General features: G+C 64.3%; 22 protein-coding genes. 11 read left to right on the forward strand and 11 right to left on the reverse strand.

All coding sequences use genetic code 11. The annotated features are described in order from the left end of the window. From A3728_RS15905 to A3728_RS15940, 8 genes are all read right to left on the reverse strand, one after another. The coding region (locus tag A3728_RS15905; RefSeq protein WP_067925753.1) for a phosphotransferase family protein at window positions 1-760 on the reverse strand (760 nt) is incomplete at its 3' end. Between the two features lie 11 nt (window positions 761-771). Further along, on the reverse strand, window positions 772-1,422 hold the full coding sequence (locus tag A3728_RS15910) for a histidine phosphatase family protein (RefSeq protein WP_067925756.1): 651 nt from the start codon (window positions 1,420-1,422) through the stop codon (window positions 772-774). Window position 1,423: 1 nt separating this feature from the next. After that, the gene (locus tag A3728_RS15915) at window positions 1,424-2,428 is read right to left on the reverse strand and encodes an NAD(P)H-dependent flavin oxidoreductase (RefSeq protein ID WP_067925759.1); all 1,005 of its coding nucleotides are present in this window, start codon (window positions 2,426-2,428) and stop codon (window positions 1,424-1,426) included. Window positions 2,429-2,503: 75 nt separating this feature from the next. Further along, on the reverse strand, window positions 2,504-3,700 hold the full coding sequence (locus tag A3728_RS15920) for an acetyl-CoA C-acyltransferase (protein WP_067925762.1): 1,197 nt from the start codon (window positions 3,698-3,700) through the stop codon (window positions 2,504-2,506). Window positions 3,701-3,721: 21 nt separating this feature from the next. Then, a complete protein-coding gene (locus A3728_RS15925; RefSeq protein ID WP_067925765.1) occupies window positions 3,722-4,651 on the reverse strand; it encodes an SDR family NAD(P)-dependent oxidoreductase in 930 nt (309 codons plus the stop codon). Next, window positions 4,651-5,472 (reverse strand): SDR family oxidoreductase, encoded by an 822-nt coding sequence (locus tag A3728_RS15930; RefSeq protein WP_067925768.1) that lies wholly within the window; start codon window positions 5,470-5,472, stop codon window positions 4,651-4,653. Before A3728_RS15930 ends, A3728_RS15925 begins: the two co-directional genes overlap by 1 nt. After that, a complete protein-coding gene (locus A3728_RS15935) occupies window positions 5,472-6,587 on the reverse strand; it encodes an acyl-CoA dehydrogenase family protein (RefSeq protein WP_201722168.1) in 1,116 nt (371 codons plus the stop codon). The genes A3728_RS15930 and A3728_RS15935 overlap by 1 nt, the downstream gene beginning before the upstream one ends. A gap of 10 nt (window positions 6,588-6,597) precedes the next feature. After that, window positions 6,598-7,773: an acyl-CoA dehydrogenase family protein gene (locus tag A3728_RS15940; protein ID WP_067925772.1), complete on the reverse strand. Its 1,176-nt coding sequence runs from the start codon at window positions 7,771-7,773 to the stop codon at window positions 6,598-6,600. A gap of 122 nt (window positions 7,774-7,895) precedes the next feature. On the opposite strand from A3728_RS15940, the gene A3728_RS15945 reads away from it, so the two are divergent. Beyond that, a complete protein-coding gene (locus A3728_RS15945) occupies window positions 7,896-8,891 on the forward strand; it encodes an NADPH:quinone oxidoreductase family protein (RefSeq protein WP_067925775.1) in 996 nt (331 codons plus the stop codon). On the opposite strand, the gene A3728_RS15950 is transcribed toward A3728_RS15945, so the two are convergent. Then, window positions 8,892-9,548, reverse strand: coding sequence for a histidine phosphatase family protein (locus A3728_RS15950; protein ID WP_067925870.1), 657 nt, complete (start codon window positions 9,546-9,548; stop codon window positions 8,892-8,894). A gap of 50 nt (window positions 9,549-9,598) precedes the next feature. Between A3728_RS15950 and A3728_RS15955 the strand changes: the two genes are divergently transcribed. From A3728_RS15955 to A3728_RS23230, 3 genes are all read left to right on the forward strand, one after another. Further along, a complete protein-coding gene (locus tag A3728_RS15955; RefSeq protein ID WP_067925778.1) occupies window positions 9,599-10,603 on the forward strand; it encodes an NADP-dependent oxidoreductase in 1,005 nt (334 codons plus the stop codon). 12 nt (window positions 10,604-10,615) lie between these two features. Continuing rightward, on the forward strand, window positions 10,616-11,086 hold the full coding sequence (locus tag A3728_RS15960; protein WP_067925781.1) for a MaoC family dehydratase: 471 nt from the start codon (window positions 10,616-10,618) through the stop codon (window positions 11,084-11,086). Window positions 11,087-11,394: 308 nt separating this feature from the next. Further along, the gene (locus A3728_RS23230; protein WP_161487206.1) at window positions 11,395-11,739 is read left to right on the forward strand and encodes a hypothetical protein; all 345 of its coding nucleotides are present in this window, start codon (window positions 11,395-11,397) and stop codon (window positions 11,737-11,739) included. Between the two features lie 18 nt (window positions 11,740-11,757). On the opposite strand, the gene A3728_RS15970 is transcribed toward A3728_RS23230, so the two are convergent. Together A3728_RS15970 and A3728_RS15975 are read right to left on the reverse strand one after the other, a co-directional pair. Then, on the reverse strand, window positions 11,758-12,240 hold the full coding sequence (locus A3728_RS15970; protein WP_236628265.1) for a Crp/Fnr family transcriptional regulator: 483 nt from the start codon (window positions 12,238-12,240) through the stop codon (window positions 11,758-11,760). 419 nt (window positions 12,241-12,659) lie between these two features. Next, window positions 12,660-14,000, reverse strand: a complete 1,341-nt coding sequence (locus A3728_RS15975) for a FliI/YscN family ATPase (protein WP_067925787.1) — start codon at window positions 13,998-14,000, stop codon at window positions 12,660-12,662. A 68-nt stretch (window positions 14,001-14,068) separates the two neighbouring features. On the opposite strand from A3728_RS15975, the gene flgB reads away from it, so the two are divergent. The 7 genes from flgB to A3728_RS16010 are packed head-to-tail and all read left to right on the forward strand — an operon-like array spanning window position 14,069 to window position 19,181. Then, complete coding sequence (gene flgB, locus A3728_RS15980) at window positions 14,069-14,473, forward strand: flagellar basal body rod protein FlgB (RefSeq protein WP_067925790.1); 405 nt, start codon at window positions 14,069-14,071, stop codon at window positions 14,471-14,473. A gap of 8 nt (window positions 14,474-14,481) precedes the next feature. Continuing rightward, window positions 14,482-14,892, forward strand: a complete 411-nt coding sequence (gene flgC / locus A3728_RS15985) for a flagellar basal body rod protein FlgC (RefSeq protein WP_067925793.1) — start codon at window positions 14,482-14,484, stop codon at window positions 14,890-14,892. 7 nt (window positions 14,893-14,899) lie between these two features. Further along, window positions 14,900-15,220: a flagellar hook-basal body complex protein FliE gene (locus A3728_RS15990; protein WP_067925796.1), complete on the forward strand. Its 321-nt coding sequence runs from the start codon at window positions 14,900-14,902 to the stop codon at window positions 15,218-15,220. 3 nt (window positions 15,221-15,223) lie between these two features. Then, window positions 15,224-15,493: a flagellar biosynthesis protein FliQ gene (gene fliQ / locus A3728_RS15995; RefSeq protein WP_067925799.1), complete on the forward strand. Its 270-nt coding sequence runs from the start codon at window positions 15,224-15,226 to the stop codon at window positions 15,491-15,493. Continuing rightward, window positions 15,490-16,335, forward strand: coding sequence for a lytic transglycosylase domain-containing protein (locus tag A3728_RS16000; RefSeq protein WP_236628019.1), 846 nt, complete (start codon window positions 15,490-15,492; stop codon window positions 16,333-16,335). Before fliQ ends, A3728_RS16000 begins: the two co-directional genes overlap by 4 nt. Next, window positions 16,332-18,422, forward strand: a complete 2,091-nt coding sequence (flhA, locus tag A3728_RS16005) for a flagellar biosynthesis protein FlhA (protein ID WP_067925806.1) — start codon at window positions 16,332-16,334, stop codon at window positions 18,420-18,422. The genes A3728_RS16000 and flhA overlap by 4 nt, the downstream gene beginning before the upstream one ends. A gap of 3 nt (window positions 18,423-18,425) precedes the next feature. Then, the gene (locus tag A3728_RS16010) at window positions 18,426-19,181 is read left to right on the forward strand and encodes a flagellar biosynthetic protein FliR (RefSeq protein WP_067925809.1); all 756 of its coding nucleotides are present in this window, start codon (window positions 18,426-18,428) and stop codon (window positions 19,179-19,181) included.

Below are 19,181 nucleotides of genomic sequence, written 5' to 3' on the forward strand. Positions count from 1 at the left end.
CCTCGCTCCCGGCGGGCATCTGCCATTGCATGATCACGGCGGCCAGATCGGCAAAGGGATGCCCGATCGTCGAAAGCTCCCAGTCCAGCACAGCAAGACAATCAGTGCCTTCCTTGGCAAAGATCATGTTGTCGATCCGGTAATCGCCGTGCACCAGCGTGCGCTGGCCATCGTCCTCGGGCATCTCGGCGGCGAGCTTTTCCATCAGCTCGTCCATCCCCGGGATCGTTTCGGTCTCCGACGCGCGATATTGCTTGGACCAGCGGCCCACCTGCCGTTCGAAGTAATTGCCCGGGGGGCCGTAGTCCGACAGGCCCGCGGCGTCGATATCGACATCGTGCAGCGCCGCCAGAACGCGGTTCATCTCGTCGATCACCCCGGCACGGTGCGCAGGCGTCATCTCCGGCATGGTGGGGTCGGCATAGTTGCGGCCATCCACATGGTCCATGATGTAGAAGGCCGAGCCGATCACATCGTCGTCCTCGCAGAGCAGATACATCTTCGCCACCGGCACGTCAGACCCGTAGAGCGCCTTCTGCACCCGGTATTCCCGATCCACCGCATGGGCGGATTTCAGCAGCACGCCGGGCGGCTTGCGGCGCAGCACATAGTTGCGCGTGGGCGTCTTCAGCAGAAAGGTCGGGTTCGACTGTCCGCCCTGAAACTTCGTGACCTCCAGCGGACCGGCATAGCCGTCAAGATGTTCCGACAGGTAGCGGTCCACCGCGTCGATATCGAGGGTCTGGGTATCCACGCTCATCGGTTCACTCCTCAGCTGTAACTCATCAGGTCGGCGCGGTCTGCCGCCATCATATGCGGTGTGGTGTTGAATTCATGCAGGAAAAAGCGGCTCCCCGAAAAGATGAACCGCGTGATCGAGGTATTCTTTACCTGAAGGTTCAGCGCCATCATCTGGGCGGGGGGTGCTTCGAGCGCGCGGGCGGTCAACTGCCCGATGGGGCCGCCGGAACTGACCACCAGCACGCGCTTGGCGTCGGTATCGCAGGCAAAGTGCCGCGCCGCTTCGACCCGGTCGGAAAACTGCTGCCACGTTTCCTCTGCGCCGTCGCAGCCACCCGCCTGCCAGTCGAGGATGGTTTCGCGCAGGGTGCGGAAATGGGTCTTGCGGTCCTGCATCACCGGGTCGGGCACATTGCCCGCGAACCGCGCGTCCAGCAGGTTGTGGAAATCGTATTCGTTGAAACCCGCGTGTTCCTCGGGTGCCGCGTCAAAGCCCATTGCGCGCAGCGTGTCCTTCTGCCGCCGCAGCGTGCCGGTGATCAGCCGGTCGGGCACCCAGCCCGCGCCCTCCAGCGCCGCGCCCACCGCCTGCGATTGCCGCCGCCCGAGATCCGACAGGACGTCGTAATCATCCGCCCCGAAAGAGGCCTGACCGTGCCGAACGACCAGCAACTCCGCCACCTCAGGCAAACTCCGCCGCCAGCGCCCTGCCCGCCGCGTGATACTCCGCCTCCATGCGGTCCACGATGGCGGCGGCGGGACCGACGGATTTGATCGCGCCGATACCCTGCCCGGAGCCCCAGATGGTCTTCCACGCCTTGGGCTTGGAGGACCCGTCCGAAAAGCTCATCGAAGAAGCATCCGCCTGCGGCAGGTTGTCGGGGTCCATACCCGCGTTGCGCACCGACCCCTTGAGGTAATTGCCCCAGACCCCGGTAAAGAGCGACGAATAGACGATGTCATCCGCGCCCGAGCCCACGATCATGTCCTTGTAGCCGGGTTCGGCATTGGCCTCTTCCGTGGCGATAAAGGGCGAACCGGTATAGCCCAGATCGGCCCCGACAGCGCGCGCCGCAAGCAGCGCCTCGCCCGTGGCGATGGCGCCTGACAGGGCCACCGGGCCGTCGAACCATTCGCGGATCTCGCGCACCAGCGCAAAGGGCGATTGCTGGCCCGCATGGCCCCCGGCCCCCGCCGCCACGGCCACCAGCCCATCGGCCCCCTTCTCGATGGCCTTGCGCGCGAACTTGTTGTTGATGATGTCATGCAGAACGATCCCGCCGCAGGAATGCGCGGCCTCGTTCACCTCCACCCGCGCGCCGAGCGACGTGATCCAGATCGGCACTTCGTGACGGGTACAAATCTCCAGATCGCGTTCCAGCCGGCCATTGGACCGATGCACGATCTGGTTCACGGCAAAGGGTGCGGCGGGGTTGTCCGGGTTGGCCTGATTGTGCCGGTCCAGTTCTTCGCGGATTACTGTCAGCCATGTGTCGAGCAGCGGATGCTCGCCTTCCGCCTCGCGGGCGTTGAGCGCCGGAAAGGACCCGACGATCCCCGCCTTGCATTGCGCGATCACCAGTTTGGGCACCGAGATGATGAACAGCGGCGACGCGATCATCGGCAGTCGCAGCCCCTGCAGCGCCTTGGGCAAATGAGAATCGTCGCGCTTGAGGGTACGGGCCATGCGACCTCCGGTCAGTGTCATGTTGATATGAAGGGGGCGGGTGAACCCGCCCCTCTTGTTCGCGAAACGCAAGTGTCAGAGAACCTCGAACAGGCCCGCGGCACCCATGCCGCCGCCGACGCACATGGTGCAGACGACGTATTTGGCACCGCGGCGCTTGCCCTCGATCAGGGCATGGCCGACCATCCGTGCGCCGGACATGCCATAGGGATGCCCGATGGAAATCGCGCCGCCATTTACGTTCAGCAATTCGTCCGGGATGCCCAGCTTGTCGCGGCTGTAGATGACCTGCACGGCGAAGGCTTCGTTCAGCTCCCACAGGCCGATGTCATCCATCTTGAGCCCATGCGCCTTCAACAGCGGCGGCACGGCATAGACCGGGCCGATGCCCATTTCGTCCGGCTCGCAACCCGCCGCCCAGACGCCAACGTAACGTCCCAGCGGCTCCAGCCCCTGCTGCTCTGCCAGCTTCGCTTCCATCACCACAGAGGCCGACGCGCCGTCGGACAGCTGCGAGGCGTTGCCCGCGGTGATGAACTTGCCTTCCTTGATGTGGATGCCGTCCTTGAAAACGGGCTGCAGCCCGGCGAGGCTTTCCTCCGACGTGCTGGGGCGGTTGCCCTCGTCCTTGTCGAGTTTCACGTCGTGGGACGAGATTTCCTTGGTTTCCTTGTCCTGCATCATCATCGTGCTGTCCATCGGCACGATCTCGTCGTCGAACTTGCCCGCCTGCTGGGCGGCATGGGTGCGGGCCTGCGACCGGGCCGCGTATTCATCCTGCGCCTCGCGGCTCACGCCGTAGCGTTCGGCCACCGTTTCGGCGGTCTCCAGCATGGACATGTAGATTTCGGGCTTGTGCTCCTTCAGCCAGTTGTCGGCCTTCACGCGCATCTCCGGCGTCTGCACCATGGAGATGCTTTCGACACCGCCCCCCACGACCACATCCATGCCGTCGGTGATCACCTGCTTGGCCGCCGTGGCAATCGCCATCATGCCCGACGCACACTGCCGGTCGAGCGACATGCCCGCCACGCTGACGGGCAGGCCCGCGCGGATCGCGGCCTGACGGGCGATGTTGCCCGCGCCGTGTCCCTGCTGCAGGGCCGAGCCGATGATCACATCGACGATCCGGTCGTGGTCCACCCCGGCCCGTTCCACGGCATGGGCGATGGCATGTCCCGCAAGAGCCTGCGGAGAGGTGTTGTTGAACGCCCCGCGATAGGCCTTGCCGATAGGCGTCCGGGCGGTGGAAACGATGACTGCGTCACGCATGTTGGTTCTCCTTCGTTTGGGTTAACCCCAATCCAGCTTCAGGCCACGGGCCTTGGCTGCGTTGCGGGCATATTTCTTAGTTTGGCTGAAGGCGTCAGCCATGTCTTCCTGATCCTGCGGATCGGTAATGTCGCCCCATGCGGCGGCGACCGCTTCGGGCGTGTTATCCTCCCCGGTGAGCGTGACGCCGCGGGTTTCATAGACGCGGGTCTGGGCGAAACTGCCGGCCCCCGCGCCGAGGATGACGCGGCTGGGGGCATCTTCGCTCACCAGATAGAGCAGGCCCGGCGTGATGGTCTCGGGCGCGAGCAGCTCCTGCGCCTCGGCGGGCAGCAGATCGGCCGTCATCCGGGTGGCAGCAGTAGGGGCCAGCGTGTTGACGCGGATGTTGTCGCGCGCGCCTTCCATGTGCAAGACGTTCATCAGCCCGAGCATCGCCGCCTTGGCAGCCCCGTAGTTTGATTGCCCGAAGTTGCCATAGAGCCCGGAGGCCGAAGCGGTCAGCACCACACGGCCATATTTCTGTTCGCGCATGATCGGCCAGCAGGCGTGGGCCACGTTGGCGGAGCCGATCAGATGCACGTCCACCACCTTGCGGAAATCGGCCATCTCCATCTTGGCGAAGGTCTTGTCCCGCAGGATACCGGCGTTGTTAACCACGATGTCGATGCGGCCCCATGCCTCCATCGCGCGGGCCACCATGTCTTTCACGCCCGCTTCGTCGGCCACATCGGTGCCATGGGCCATCGCGGTGCCGCCCGCGGCGCGAATTTCCTCCACCACCGCGTCCGCCGCGTCTGACGATGCGCCCTGCCCGTCCCGGCTGACGCCCAGATCGTTGACGACGACCTTCGCGCCGCGCGCCGCCAGTCCCAAGGCATGCGACCGGCCCAAACCGGTGCCCGCGCCGGTGACGATGGCGACCCGGTCGTCAAATCGGATATCGGCCATCAGTGCAGCGCCTGTTCGAAAATATTGGGGCCGGACATCACGTTGATGCCGCCCGAAACCGGCAAGATCGCCCCGGTCAGATAGGCGCCGCCCTTTCCGCAAAGGAAGAGCATGCAACCGGCGATGTCTTCGTCCCGGCCGACGCGACCCAGCGGTACGTCGTCGCCCACCTTGTCGCGGGTATCTTCGTTTGCGGTGGCAAAGGCCGTCATCCGCGAGACGAAGGGTCCGGGGGCCAGCGCGTTCACGGTCACGTGCTGCCCGGCGAGCTCCTTGCCGAGGATACGCGTCATGTGATGCACCGCCGCCTTCGACATGGAATAGGAATAGGCCCCGTCGCCCATTTCACGCTCCCCCATGACGGAGCCGACGTTGACGACCCGCGCCGGATCCTCCGCCGAACTCGAACTCACAAGCATCGGCAGCAGCTTTTGCGTCAGGTCGAACATTCCCGCGACGTTGACGTTCATCACCTTTTCCCATGCGGCGTGGGGGAACTGCCCCATCGGCGCACCCCAGGTGATGCCCGCGTTGTTCATCAGGATGTGGAGGCTGTCCGTCCGTTCTTTCACCGCCGCAACCAGCGCGTCGATCCCCTCTTCGGAGCCCACGTCGCCGACGAAACCGATTGCTTTGCCCGGCACGCCCAGTCCATTCAACTCTTCCGCGACGGCAGCACAGGCGCCTTCCTTGCGGCTTGCCATGAGCACGGTCGCCCCCGCCCGCACCAGCGCCTCTGCCGCCATGCGCCCGATGCCTGTGGCGCCACCGGTGACCAGCGCGGTCTTTCCCTCCAGCCCGAAGAGCGTCTGAATATCCATCAAAATCCCCTTTCGCGCGCGACGATCTCGGCGTGATAGCCATAGTCGCCCAGCCATTCCGCGCCGACGCGCGCACGTTTCATGTAAAATCCCATGTCGAAAGCATCGGTCATGCCAATCCCGCCATGCATCTGCACGCCCTCCTGCACCGCCAGTTGCGCGGTGGAGGTGGCCCGGGCCTTGGCCAGCGATACCGCGAGCGCCGCATTGTCGGGATCTTCGTCCAGCATCCGACCGGCGTTGAGAATGGCAGAGGCCGTCACCTCTATCTCGCACCACAGATGCGCGGCACGATGCTGGAGCGCCTGAAAACTGCCGATGGTCGTGCCGAACTGCTTGCGTTCCTTCAGATAGCCCACGGTCATCCCGAAGGCCCCGGCGGCCAGCCCCGACATCTCTGCCGCGAGCGCGGCTTGCCCGGCCTCCAGTGCCGGACGAAGAACCGACATCGCGTCATCGACCTGTCCCAGCACGTCGTCACCGGTCGCCTGTACGTCGTCGAATTCGATACGCGCCGAATCCCGCGCGTCGATCATGTTCTGCCGGTTACGGGTGATCCCGTCGCGGTCGGCGGGGATGTCGAAGAGCGTGAGTCCCGCATCGGTCCGCGCCAGCACCAACAACCGGTTGGCCAGCGCGCCATCGACGACAAAGGTCTTCTTGCCGCTCAGCCGAAAACCGTTGCCCTCGGCGCGAGCCTGCATGGCGGTATTGTCGGGGGCGAACTTGTTGCCCTCGTCGATGGCCAGCGCATAGGTCGCATCACCCGAAGCGATGGCCGCCAGCGCCTTTTCGGCACGTGCATCGCTCACTTGCCGCAGGGCCGTGGCCGCGATGACGGCGGTGGACAGGAAGGGAGAGACGGCCAGCGTCTTGCCCATCTCGGCGGCAAGGACATTGGCGGCGGCATGCCCCATGTCGGAGCCGCCCTGCGCTTCGGGCACCAGCACCCCGGCCCAGCCCATCTGCGCCATCTCACGCCAGAGATCCGCGTCATGCGTCCGCCCGGCATCACGCAGGTCGCGCAGCGCCTTTACCGGCGCCTTGTCATCAAGAAACCCGCGGGCGCTGTCGGCCAGCATGGTTTCGTCTTCGGTCATCACCAATTTTGCCATCTGCCCGTCCCTACCCCGGAAGCCCGAGGACACGGCGCGATACGATGCTCAGCATCACTTCGCTCGTACCGCCCTCAATGGAGTTCGCCTTCGTGCGCAGCCAGTCCGCCGGGCGGTCGCCCAGCGGGCCATCCCATTCCAGCGCATCACTGCCGCCCGCGGCCATCAGCAATTCATGCCGCTGCTTGTTCAGCTCAGTGCCCATGTATTTGAGCATCGCGCTGGCATCGCCCGCCCCGGTTCCGGCCTCGGCCTGATCCTTGTAGCGCTCCAGCGTCATCCCGATGGCTAGCGCGTCCACTTCGCAGCGCATGGCGTCGGCCCGCAGAGTCGCATCGGTCAGGCCGCCCTCACCGGCGGATTCCGCCAGCACGGCCCCCAGCGCGCGACCGCCCTGCAGGCCCTGCCCCCCGCCCGAGATCATCTCGCGCTCATGGGTCAGCAGGTATTTGGCCACGTCCCAGCCGCGATTTTCCTCCCCGACGATCTGATGCTTGGGCACCTTCACGTCGGTAAAAAACGTCTCGCAGAAGACCGACGCGCCGGAAATCAGCTTGATGGGCCGCGTCTCCACACCCGGATCGCTCATGTCGATCAACAGAAAGGAAATGCCCTTGTGCTTGGGCGCTTCACGGTCGGTGCGGACCAGCGCGAAGATCCAGTCGGCCTTGTCCGCGTAGGAGGTCCAGATCTTCTGGCCGTTCACCAGCCAATGATCGCCCTTGTCCTCACCCTTCGTCTGGACGCTGGCCAGATCGGACCCTGCGCCCGGTTCCGAATATCCCTGGCACCAGCGCACCTCGCCGCGCGCGATGGGCGGCAGGTAATGCAGCTTTTGTTCGTGACTGCCGAAATGCAGCAGCGCGGGCCCGAGCATCCAGATACCGAAACTTTCGAGCGGCGAGCGCGCGTTGATCCGGGCCATTTCCTGATGGAAGATCTTTTCCTGCGCACGGCTCAGACCCGCGCCGCCGTATTCAACCGGCCATGTCGGCACGGTGTAGCCCTTGGCCGCGCAGCGCTCCAGCCATTGCTTCTGTGCTTCGCTGGTGAATTTCCAGTTGATGCCGCCCCAGCAGATCGCCGTTTCGATGTTCTGACCGTCCCGCATTTCGTCGGGGCAATTCTGCTCCAGCCAGTCCCGCAATTCGTTGCGAAACCCCTCCAGTTCGGCTTCACTCTGCATCGACGACTCCCCCTCGCGACAGCGGACATCAGTTCCGCACTGCAAAATTGCATTTCGATATTCGATTGACAAGACAGTTTGTCCCCCGCCCTACTGGCGACCACACGTCACAGGAGATCACGATGAAAGCGATGCTGAGCCACGAACCCGGCGGACCCGAGACACTGAGCCTCGAAGAGCAGCCAACCCCGCAGCCCCGCAAGAACGAGGTGCTGATCCGGGTACGCGCGGCGGGCGTCAACTTTCCCGACACGCTCATCATTCGTGACCTTTACCAGATGAAGCCGCCCCGCCCCTTCGCCCCCGGCGGCGAAGTCGCGGGCGATGTGGAGGCGGTGGGCGAAAACGTCTCTGACGTGGCGGTGGGGGACCGGGTTCTCGCCCTGACGGGCCATGGCGGTTTCGCCACCCATGTCTGCGCCGAGGCCATCAAGGTCATCAAGATTCCCGATGAAATGCCCTATGAGGACGCGGCCTGTTTCATCTTCACCTACGGCACATCGCATCACGCACTGAAAGACCGGGCCGAGATCAAGTCGGGCGAATCGCTGCTCATCCTCGGGGCCGCGGGCGGTGTCGGTGTCGCGGCGATCGAGCTTGGCAAGGCCGCGGGCGCCAAGGTCATCGCCGCCGTCTCGTCACAGGACAAGGCCGATTTCTGCAAGGAATGCGGTGCGGATGAAACCATCGTCTATCCGCGCGAGATGGACCGGGACGCGCAAAAGGAATTCTCCAACCAGATCAAATCGCTCGCCGGGCGCGACGGTGTCGATGTCGTCTATGACGCGGTGGGCGGTGATTATGCCGAACCTGCCCTGCGGGCACTGGCGTGGAAGGGCCGCTTCCTCGTGGTCGGCTTCCCCGCGGGCATCCCGAAAATTCCGCTGAACCTGACCCTGTTGAAGGGCAGCCAGATCGTCGGCGTCTTCTGGGGGGCGGCGGTGATGCGCGAACCGCAGGGCCATGCGGAAAACATGCAGGAACTCTTCGCCATGTATGCCGATGGCAGGGTCAAACCCCGCATTTCGGCTCGATTCCCGCTGGAAGAGGCGGCAGAGGCGCTCAACATGATGCAGGACAGGAAGGTACAGGGCAAAGTCGTTCTGACCGTCGATTGATCACTCCAGATGCGCGCAATCGTTGAACCCACGGGCGATGAATTCATCGCCCCGGATCACCAGCCGGCTGATCGATCCATTCGCCGCCCCGTTGAAGGCGAAAGGGCGCGCGCCCGTGGCCACAGCCATGGCGGCCCCGATCACCCCGCCATGCACGACGACAGCGATGCGTTCATCGGGATGCGCGCGGGCGATCCGCAAGAGGGCATCGCGCACGCGGCCATGCAGGGCCGCTGTGGTCTCCGCTCCTGGGATCTCGCCCCATTCCTCCCCCGCGCGGGCCTTTTCGAAGGCGGGATGGCCTTCGGCGGCGTGGAACCGGTAGGCGCCTCCGTCCCAATCACCGAGGAACACCTCCCGCAGATCAGGCTCTGTCATGAGGGTCAGACCCAGCTTTTCGGCCAGAGGCGCCGCCGTCTGATGTGTCCGCCTCAGGCTGGTGACGTAGATTGCCGTAATCGGCTCTCCGCCCAAGCGTTCGGCCACCGCGCGGGCCTGCGCCTCCCCTTCGGGGCGCAACGCCGGATCGCCGTGCCCGTCCACCAGCGGAAAGCTTTCGCCGCGCCGGGCGGCCTCCGTCTCGCCGTGGCGGATCAGCAGCAAATCCGCCGCGCCCTTGGCCGGCACGAACCTGTGTTGCCGCGCTTCGTCACTCATCACCCAATTCTCCCCGATGCTTCGGGGCATCTGACCACAAGGACCTGCCCATGACAAACCGCCAGATCACCATCGCCGAACTGCCCAAGGACGCGCTGACCCGGAACCACTTCGAGATGGGCGAGACCGACATGCCCGTGCCCGGCGACGGCGAGGTCCTGTTGCGGGTGATCCTGATGTCCATCGACGCCGCGAACCGGTCGTGGATGAAGGGTGCGACCTACCGTGCCGCCGTGCAGCAGGGCGACGCCATGCCGACCTATGCGATCTGCGAGGTGACTGAATCGAACAGCCCCAAGCTGCAAAAGGGCGACATCGTCGCGGCGGAAGCCACCTGGTCCGACTATATCACCGCCCCCGCCCACAAGGTTCAGAAGCTGCCGAAAGTACCGCAACTGTCGAACCTGATGTCCGTCTATGGCATCGCGGGCAAGACGGCGTTTCACGGCCTCGTCTCCGTCGGGCGGCCCATCGCGGGCGAAACGGTGCTGGTGTCGGCGGCCGCAGGCTCCGTCGGCGGCTACGTGGGGCAGATCGCGCGTAACCTCGGCTGCCGGGTCGTGGGCATCGCGGGCGGCAGCGAAAAATGTGACTGGGTGCAAAAGGAATTCGGCTTCGACGCCTGCGTCGATTACCGCGATCCCGGTTTCGCCAAGGCCCTGCGCAAGGCCTGCCCCGATGGCGTCGACGTCTATTTCGACAACGTGGGAGGCAGCGTGCTGGAACTGGCGCTGGCCAACATGAACGAACGGGGGCGCGTTGTCTGCTGCGGGGCGATCAGTCAATACGATACCGAAGCCCCCACCGGCCCGCGCAACCTGCCCGGCGTCGTCGTGGTGAAACGCCTGCGGATGGAAGGGTTCATCGTGATGGATTTCGCGCAGGACGACGACAAGGCGCTCCGCGCGCTGCGCCACTGGGTCGAAGCGGGCCAGATCAAGGTGACCGAAGACATCGTTGAAGGGCTCGAAAATGCGCCGCAGGCTCTCATCGGGCTGCTCGCGGGCGAAAACAAGGGCAAGCGCATGGTGCGCGTGTCCGCAGACCCTGCATAAGGAGCCGGAGCCATGTCCGCATTGCAAAAAGCGCTTGAGACGAGCGAGAAGCTGGTCGGCACCGAGGTCGGCGTATCGAACTGGATCGAAGTCGATCAGGCCATGATCGACCGCTTCGCCGAAACGACCCATGACACTCAGTGGATCCACGTCGATCCAGAACGCGCCGCTGCCGAAACGCCCTTTGGCGGCACCATCGCGCACGGGTTCCTGACGCTCTCGCTGGCGAGCCGCTTTGCCTATGACTGCTTTGCCATGATGCCCGGGCAGGTCATGGGCATCAACTACGGCATGAACAAGCTGCGGTTTTTGACGCCGGTCAAGGCAGGCTCCCGCCTGCGGGGGCGCTTCACGCTGCAGAAAGTGCAAAAGCGCAACGCGACCAACATGCTGCGCACCAACCTGCTGACGGTGGAGATCGAAGGCGTGGATACCCCGGCGCTGGTGGCCGAATGGCTGGGCATCGCCGTGTTCGAGGATTGATCGCGCCTGCTGCCAGCGCTGGCTTCTCTGCGAAATGCCGGGTTATCAGCCGGACCATGATACGCCCCCCGGTATAATAAAGTACGTTATCGCACTCCTCTTCGCGGGGCTGCGATTTCGTGGTACAGATGAAGGCTGAGCGGTCGCTGCCGATCCGTTCATTGGGGACATTTCTACATCGGGGGGCCTTTGCGATGGCAAAGCTTTCGGTGTCCGACTCTCCCGAGAGGCGGACAGGTTTCGGGCGCGCCAATGCGCGTGAACGGAGCATAAACCAGCGAAAGTTACGCGTTCTGCTGGCGGAGAAGATGCATTTGATCGCCGCCGACCTTGCCTTCGAACTTGAACAGGAAGGGCTGGAGGTGACCGCCATCACGCACACGCTGGCGGAAACGATGCAGCTGATCGCCCGCAAACCCATCGATCTTGCCTTGATGAATGTCGAATTCTCGGACGGTAAGAGCTATCCCGCCGCACGTCGGCTCAAAGAGGCCGGGATCCCCTTCGCCTTCTTCACGACCTTCACCCAGGACGAAATTGCCGAAGATTTTCGCACGGCGCCCTGCCTTCGCAAACCTCAGGACACGCACCGGATCGCCGCCGCGGTCAAGGACCTTGCCCGACGCGCAAGGCGCGATCCGGAAATCCCCTGACCTAAAGGGGTGCCCAGCTCAGTGGGGCGCGAAGCCGATCAGCCGCACGTACTCGGCTTCGGGCACGCCGTAGGATTCCTCCGCCTCCGCCTCCAGCCCGGCGCGATCGAGGATGGTAATATGCCCCCGGTTGGCCCGGATAAGCCCCTTCCCTTCGAGGATATGCGTGCTGACCGTTACCCCGGCCCGGCGCACCCCCAGCATGATGGACAGGAATTCATGCGTCAGCTGAAGCTCATCCGACGTGCTGCGGTCGTGGCACATCAGTAGCCAGCGAGCCAGTCGTTCCTCCAGCTTGCCATGCCCGTTCGACAGTGCCGTCTGCGACGACTGGGTGCACAATACCTGAACGTAGCGCAGAAAATGGTGCCTCAGTGTGCGGTGCAGGTCCAACAACTCTTCGAGCTTTCCCGCCTCCACTGCCCGGCCTTCTCCGGCGACCTGCATGAACGTCTCATGCGTGCTTTGCCCCGCGCGAAGAACGACGGAGGTACCCGACATGCCTTCGCATCCGAAAAGCGCCGTTTCCAGCCGCCGCCCTCCCGGGCTAACCGCGACGGTCGAACCGACGCCCGAACAAAGGAAATAAACTATCTCGACAGGTGCGCCGGGCCTTTCGATAGAAAACCCCTTGGGCAGCGCGACATCTGAAAGATGCGGCTCTAGCGCCGCCAAATCTTCATGAGACAAGGTGAACAAAAGATTGGGGCGTCCGGGGGGACATTCGAAACGCCGGGGCATGAAATCACTCTCGCAATTGGGGCGAGAGCACCATCGCGTCTCTCGATCGAGGTCGCCCTGCTCGTTCAATCCCGACAGGCTGAGTATAGGGTGTGGCCTGCACGCATTAGAAGGGTCAGTGAACCTGTGTACGTTTTTGTACTGAAAATCATGCGATTGCTTGCCGTTTGTCCCGCGCCCTAACCCGGCCTGATGCCCGCGCTGTCCAGCATGCCGGCGACCTGCGCGAAAGCCTCCTGCGGCGTCGTCTGCTCACTCTTGCGCTGTGAAAGGAAGGTTTCGCATGGGCCTGCAAAGGCGATCGCGCGGTCGAGTTCCGCGTTGGAACCGTTCCTGTAGGCCCCGATGCGTATCAGTTCCTCCATATCCGCATGGGCCGCCAACGCCCGGTGCGCGGCGGTGAGCAAGGTATATTCCACCTCGTTGTGGCAATCCGGCAGCGTGCGCGACACGCTGGCGAGCAGGTCGATGGCGGGATAGCGCCCGCGCTCGGCGATACGCCGGTCCAGCACGATATGCCCGTCGGTGATGCCGCGCACCGCGTCTGCGATGGGGTCGTTCATGTCGTCCCCGTCCACGAGCACGGTGAAAATTGCGGTGATGTCGCCCTTGCCGTGGGGGCCGGGGCCGGCGCGTTCCAGCATTTGCGGCAATTCCGAAAAGACGGTAGGCGGATAGCCCTTCGCGGTGGGCGGTTCGCGCGAGGCGAGGCCGATTTCCCGCTGGGCCATGGCAAAGCGCGTCACGCTGTCCATCAGTAGCAATACATGCTGACCCTGATCGCGGAAGTATTCCGCCACGGCCATGGCAGTCCATGCGGCCTGCCGACGGGTGAGCGGCGGCTCATCCCCCGTAGCGACGACGAGCACCGCCTTCTTCATGCCCTCGGGGCCAAGGTCAGAGGCGATGAAGTCCTGCACTTCGCGCCCGCGCTCGCCCACCAGTGCCATGACCACCACATCGCATTCAGTATAACGCGCGAGCATTGCCATCAGCGTCGATTTACCCACGCCCGAGCCTGCGAAAATGCCAAGCCGCTGGCCCGTGCAGAGCGGCGTGAAAATATCCAGCGCACGAACCTGCGTGGCAAGCTTTGGGCCGATGCGCTTGCGGTCGAAGGCGCCGGGCGGGCTGGCCCGCAGTGGAAAGGGCATGTCCCCCTCCGACAGATGGCCGCGCCCGTCGAGCGGTTCGGCTGCCGCGTTGATCACGCGACCCTTCCAGCTTTCGGTGGGGCGGATCACGTCGCGCCCGGGGTCGACCTCCACCGCGTCACCGGCGGACACCCCGCGCCATGAGCCAAAGGGCAGCAGTTCCGTCCCGCGCGATCCGATGCCCACGACCTCTGCCCGCACCGGCCCGGCAGAGCCGCGCACGATGCAGCGCTGCCCGATCCCGAGCACCCGTTCGAGGCCGATGGCCGTGAGCGTGATCCCGGTAATGGCGCTGACTTCGCCGATGATCTTGGCCTCTCCGGCGTCGCGGGCAAAGCTCGTCAGCTCGGAAAACAGCGCATCCATGGATAATTTCCTCTTTGATACAAGGTTAATTTGCTTTATACATGAAAAAAACGAGCGGTGATACAAGAATGAACTTGTCCAATCTATCGATATTTGGACTCGCCTCGGACCGCATGACTTGGCTGGCGGCCCGGCAGAAGGTGACATCCGAAAACGTGGCGAACGCCGCGACGCCCGAGTTCAAGGCGCGCGATGTGAGTTCGTTTGAAACCATGCTCCGCGACAGCACGACCGGCGACACCGGCAGCCTGAGAACGACGCATCCGATGCATGTGTCAGGCCGCACCGGCACCAATGGCGTGCGGGAAATCGATGATGCCACGGCCACCGCCACGACGCTGGACGGCAATACCGTCAACCTCGAACAACAGGCCATCCGTGCGGCGGAAACATCGGACCAATACCGCATGGCTGCGCAGCTCTACCGCAAAAGCTACGATCTTCTCACCCTGGCCGTGACCGGCAACAGATAGGAGCGCATATGGATCCCCTTTCCTCCATCGGCAAGATCGCCGCCAGCGGCATGACGGTGCAGACGGCCCGGCTGCGGGTCATCTCCGAAAACGTTGCCAACGCGGATTCGACCGGCACGACACCGGGCGCCGACCCCTTCCAGCGCAAGACCATCAGCTTTGCCGAACTGCTCGACCGGGACGGCGGCGCATCGCTGGTCAAGGTCGACCGGATCGGCCGGGACCTGTCAGATTTCCGTCTGGATCACGATCCCTCCCACCCGGCGGCGGATGCGGACGGTTATGTGAAGCGCCCCAACGTGGACCCGGTGATTGAAATGGCGAACATGCGCGAGGCATCGCGCAACTACGAAGCCAACATGAACATGTTCGAAGCAGGGCGCCGGATGCGCGGCCAGATGCTCGACCTGCTGAAGTGAGCCCCGCGTGACCGATCCTTCCCTCATATCCTCCGCCGCCGTCCGGGGCGCCTATCGCAGCTCGCAGGCGTTGCGCGCAGACCGCACCACGCCAGCCGAAAACCCGGCAGCGACGGACTTCTCCTCGATGGTGCGCAACGCTTCCGCCGAAGCATTGGAGACGGTGCGCACCGGCGAGGCGACGGCGCAGGCCGGTCTGCGCGGAGAGGTCGGCACACAGCAGGTTGTCGAAGCGATGATGGCGATGGAATCCACGGTGAAGGTCGCCGTTTCAGTGCGCGACCGCTTCGTTGAGGCCTATCAGGAAATCCTGCGGATGCCGATCTAGACCATGACGGAAACACAGGCCTATGACATGCTCTCCGACACCGTCTGGGCCGTGCTTCTCGGTTCCGGGCCGGTGCTGGGCGTCGCGCTCGTCATCGGGCTGGTGATCGCCTTCTTTCAGGCGCTGACGCAAATTCAGGAAATGACGCTGACCTTCGTCCCCAAGATCGTGATGATCTTCCTCACGCTTCTGGTGGCGACGCCGTTCACCTACGGTGTGCTCAAGCGCCTCTCCGATACCGTTTTCGACCTGATCGGGAGCGGCGGCGCATGATGCGGCTTGCCCCCCTTCTCCTCTGCCTCCTCGTGATCGGCTGGCTCGGCCCCATAGCCCCGGCACGGGCCGAAGGCTGGGTGGGGTTCTACGTCCCCAGCACCACGGGTAAATCGCGCCGCAGCGCCACGGCAATCTCGCCCGACGGGGCGACGGGCATCTGCATCCGCGAAATCCTCGCAGCACAGGAACGCCACGGTATCCCCGACAACCTTCTGCTGGCCATCGGGTTGCAGGAGGCGGGCACCCGCCGCGGCGGGCATTTCACCGTCTGGCCTTTTGCCGTCAACGCGGCAGGCGAAGGCAGGCTGTTCGACACCCGCGCCGCCGCGCTCAACTGGATCGCGGAGCGTCAGCGTGCCGGGATCGCCTCCATCGATGTGGGCTGCATGCAGATCAACATGCGCTGGCACCCCGAAGCTTTCGACAGCCCCGCGCAGGGGTTCGACCCGCGCGTGAACGTCGAATATGCCGCGCGGTTTCTCAAGCGGCTCCACGCTCGCACCGGGGATTGGCTGATGGCCGCCGGATCCTACCATTCATTCGAACCCGAATTCCGCGACGTCTATCTGACGCGCCTGCACCGCAATATCGCCGCCGCCAACAGCGGGATGAACGGGTTCGCCGCGCTGGCGCAGGGCGCGGGCGACGCAGAGATCGCCCCCCTGCGGGAGCCTTCGCGATCCCGTCGGAAGTCCAGCGCCAACACCACGGTGGCCCGCGCCACATGGGGGGCCGATCTGGGTGGGCAGGCCACTGCCGGCACCTCGATCTATTCGGGCCGCAAGATCACGCCGCTGCTGCCGCAATTCACCAATCACAGCGATGAGGCTTCGGGATGAGCGCCGGTACCAAATCACCCACCGCCCTTTCCGGCCTCGCGATGCTGGGCGGCAACAAGGACATCGCCTTCGCCGTCGGCATGACGCTCGTTCTGGCGGTACTCTTTCTGCCGCTGCCGCCGATGCTGCTCGATTTCGGGCTGGCGCTGTCGCTCTCGCTCAGCGTGCTGATCTTCATGGTGGCGCTCTGGATTCCGTCGCCGCTGCAGTTCAACTCCTTCCCCACGCTGCTGCTGGTCACGACCATGCTGCGGCTGTCGCTCAACGTCGCCTCGACGCGCCTGATCCTGAGCGAGGGCCACACCGGCCTCAACGCGGCGGGCGACGTGATCCAGGGCTTTTCCAATTTCATCGTCGCGGGCAATTTCGTCATCGGCATCGTGATCTTCGCGATCCTCGTGGTGATCAACTTCATCGTCATCACCAAGGGTTCGACCCGCATCGCCGAAGTCGCGGCGCGTTTCTCGCTCGACGCGATGCCGGGCAAGCAGATGGCCATCGACGCCGACATGGGCGCGGGCCTCATCGACGAGAACGAGGCGCGTCGCCGCCGCAAGGAGCTTGAGGATGAAAGCGCCTTTTTCGGGGCGATGGACGGTGCGTCGAAATTCGTGCGCGGCGATGCGGTCGCGGGGCTGATCATCACGCTCATCAACGTCATCGGCGGGATCCTCATCGGTGTCGTGCAGCGTGGGATGGGCGTGGGCGACGCGGCGAATGTCTTTACCTCGCTGACCATCGGGGATGGGCTGGTCAGCCAGATCCCCGCGCTGGTCGTGTCGCTCGCCGCCGGCCTGATCGTGACCAAAGGCGGCACCCGGGGTGCCGCGAACGAAGCGGTACTGGACCAGCTGTCGAACTTCCCCAAGGCGCTCTACATGGCCGCCGCGCTGCTCTTCGGCGTGGGGCTTCTGCCGGGCTTTCCCTTCGCGGTCTTCACCTTCCTCGCGGCGGCGATGGTGGGGCTGGGCTATATGATCCAGCAAAGCGCCGCCCGCGCTGCGGTGGAAAAGGAGAAAGCCGATGCCGAAGCGGCCAAGGCCGAAGCCACCCCCGAAGCCGATGCGAACCCCCTGCGGCTCGATGAGCTGCGGCTGGTTCTGGGCGAAGGCCTCGTCGGGTTGGCCAACCGGCCCGACGCGGTGCTGCCCAGCAAGATCAAATCGCTGCGCAAACACTTCAGCGAAGAATATGGCTTCCTCATGCCATCGGTCCGCATCAAGGACGACGCGAACCTGCCGATCAACTGCTATGCCTTCCAGCTGCACGGGGTGGAAACGGCGCGCGGTGACATCCGTGCGGACCGCATGATGGTCATCAACCCCGAAGGTGCGCCGCTGAAACTCGCCGGGGAAAAGGCGAAGGAGCCGACCTTCGGGCTCGACGCGCTCTGGGTCGATCGCCGCACGGCAGACGACGCGGAATCCCAGGGCTTCACCGTCGTCGATCCCGAAAGCGTCATCACCACCCATCTGACGGAGGTGGTGAAGGACAACATGGCGGAACTGATGACCTATGCCAGCGCCAAGGAACTGATCGACGGGCTCGACCGCAGCTATCAGAAACTGGTCAGCGATCTGCCCGTCACCTCGCCCGCGATCATGGTCCAGCATGTTCTGCAGGAATTGCTGCTGGAGCGGGTTTCCATCCGCAATCTGCCGCTGATCGTCGAAGCCATGGCGGAGGCCATGCGCAATACCAGCAAACCGACGCTCATCCTCGAAAACGTGCGCCGCCGGCTATCCAGCCAGATTTGTCAGGGTCTGTCCGACGGTCAGGGTTTCGTGCCCGTCATCACCCTGTCGCCGGAGTGGGAAATCGAATTTACCGAAGCGGTCAAGATCGTCGGCGAAGACCGCAATTTCGTGATGTCGCCCAAGCGCGTGCAGGAATTCGTGCTGCAGGCGCGCCAGCAAATCCAGCGCTTTGCCTCGAACGACGAATGGCCCGCGCTGATGGTCAGCCCCGAGGCGCGGACCTTCGTGCGTTCCATGCTGGAACGGGTCAGCCCGATGACGCCCGTGATCTCCAACGCCGAAATCCATCGCAAGGTCTCGCTTCGCACGGTCGGCACGATCGGCGGCTGACAGGTGGACCTCTCCGCCTTTCTCTCCGACGTACTGCTGGGATATTTCCTCGTCTTCGCCCGTCTGGGCAGCGCGCTGCTGTTCATGCCCGGCTTTTCCGATGCCGCCGTGCCGGTGCGCCAACGGCTGCTCTTCGGGCTGGTCATGACGGCAGCACTCTATCCCGCGACGGGCGTGGGCCCGGTGGCAGAGGACCGGCCCGCCGCGCTGATGCTGTTGTTCGGGGCGGAAATCACCATCGGGCTGTGGATCGGCCTTGTGGGGCGGGTGCTGCTGTCGGCGCTTCAGTTCGCGGGCTACCAGATCGGCCTGATGTCGGGCCTTGCCAACGCTTTGGCCCCCAATGTGGGCGCCTTCGAAGGGGCGACCAGCCTTGCCGCGATGCTGCTGGTGGGCGCTACCGCGCTCATCTTCATCACCGACCTGCATCACCTGATCATTGAATCCCTGCTGATGTCCTATCAGGTCTTCGTGCCCGGCACCTTCATGCTGTCGGATCTGACGGACCAGTTCGCGCGGGCGGTGCAGGTCAGCCTGCGGCTGGGCCTCTCCCTCGCCGCGCCCTTCTACATTGCGGGGCTGGTGCTCAACGTCGGGATGGGTCTGGCGAACCGCATGATGGCGACCCTGCAGGTCTTCTTCATCGCCCAGCCCTTGCTGATCGGTTCGGCACTGGCCTTGCTGGTTCTCGCGATCCCGACCATGATGCGCGGGTTCCTCGAACCCTTCGCGGAATGGCTGCAAACCTACGGATTCTGA

This window comes from Sulfitobacter sp. HI0040 (assembly GCF_001634885.1).
Classification (GTDB): domain Bacteria; phylum Pseudomonadota; class Alphaproteobacteria; order Rhodobacterales; family Rhodobacteraceae; genus Sulfitobacter.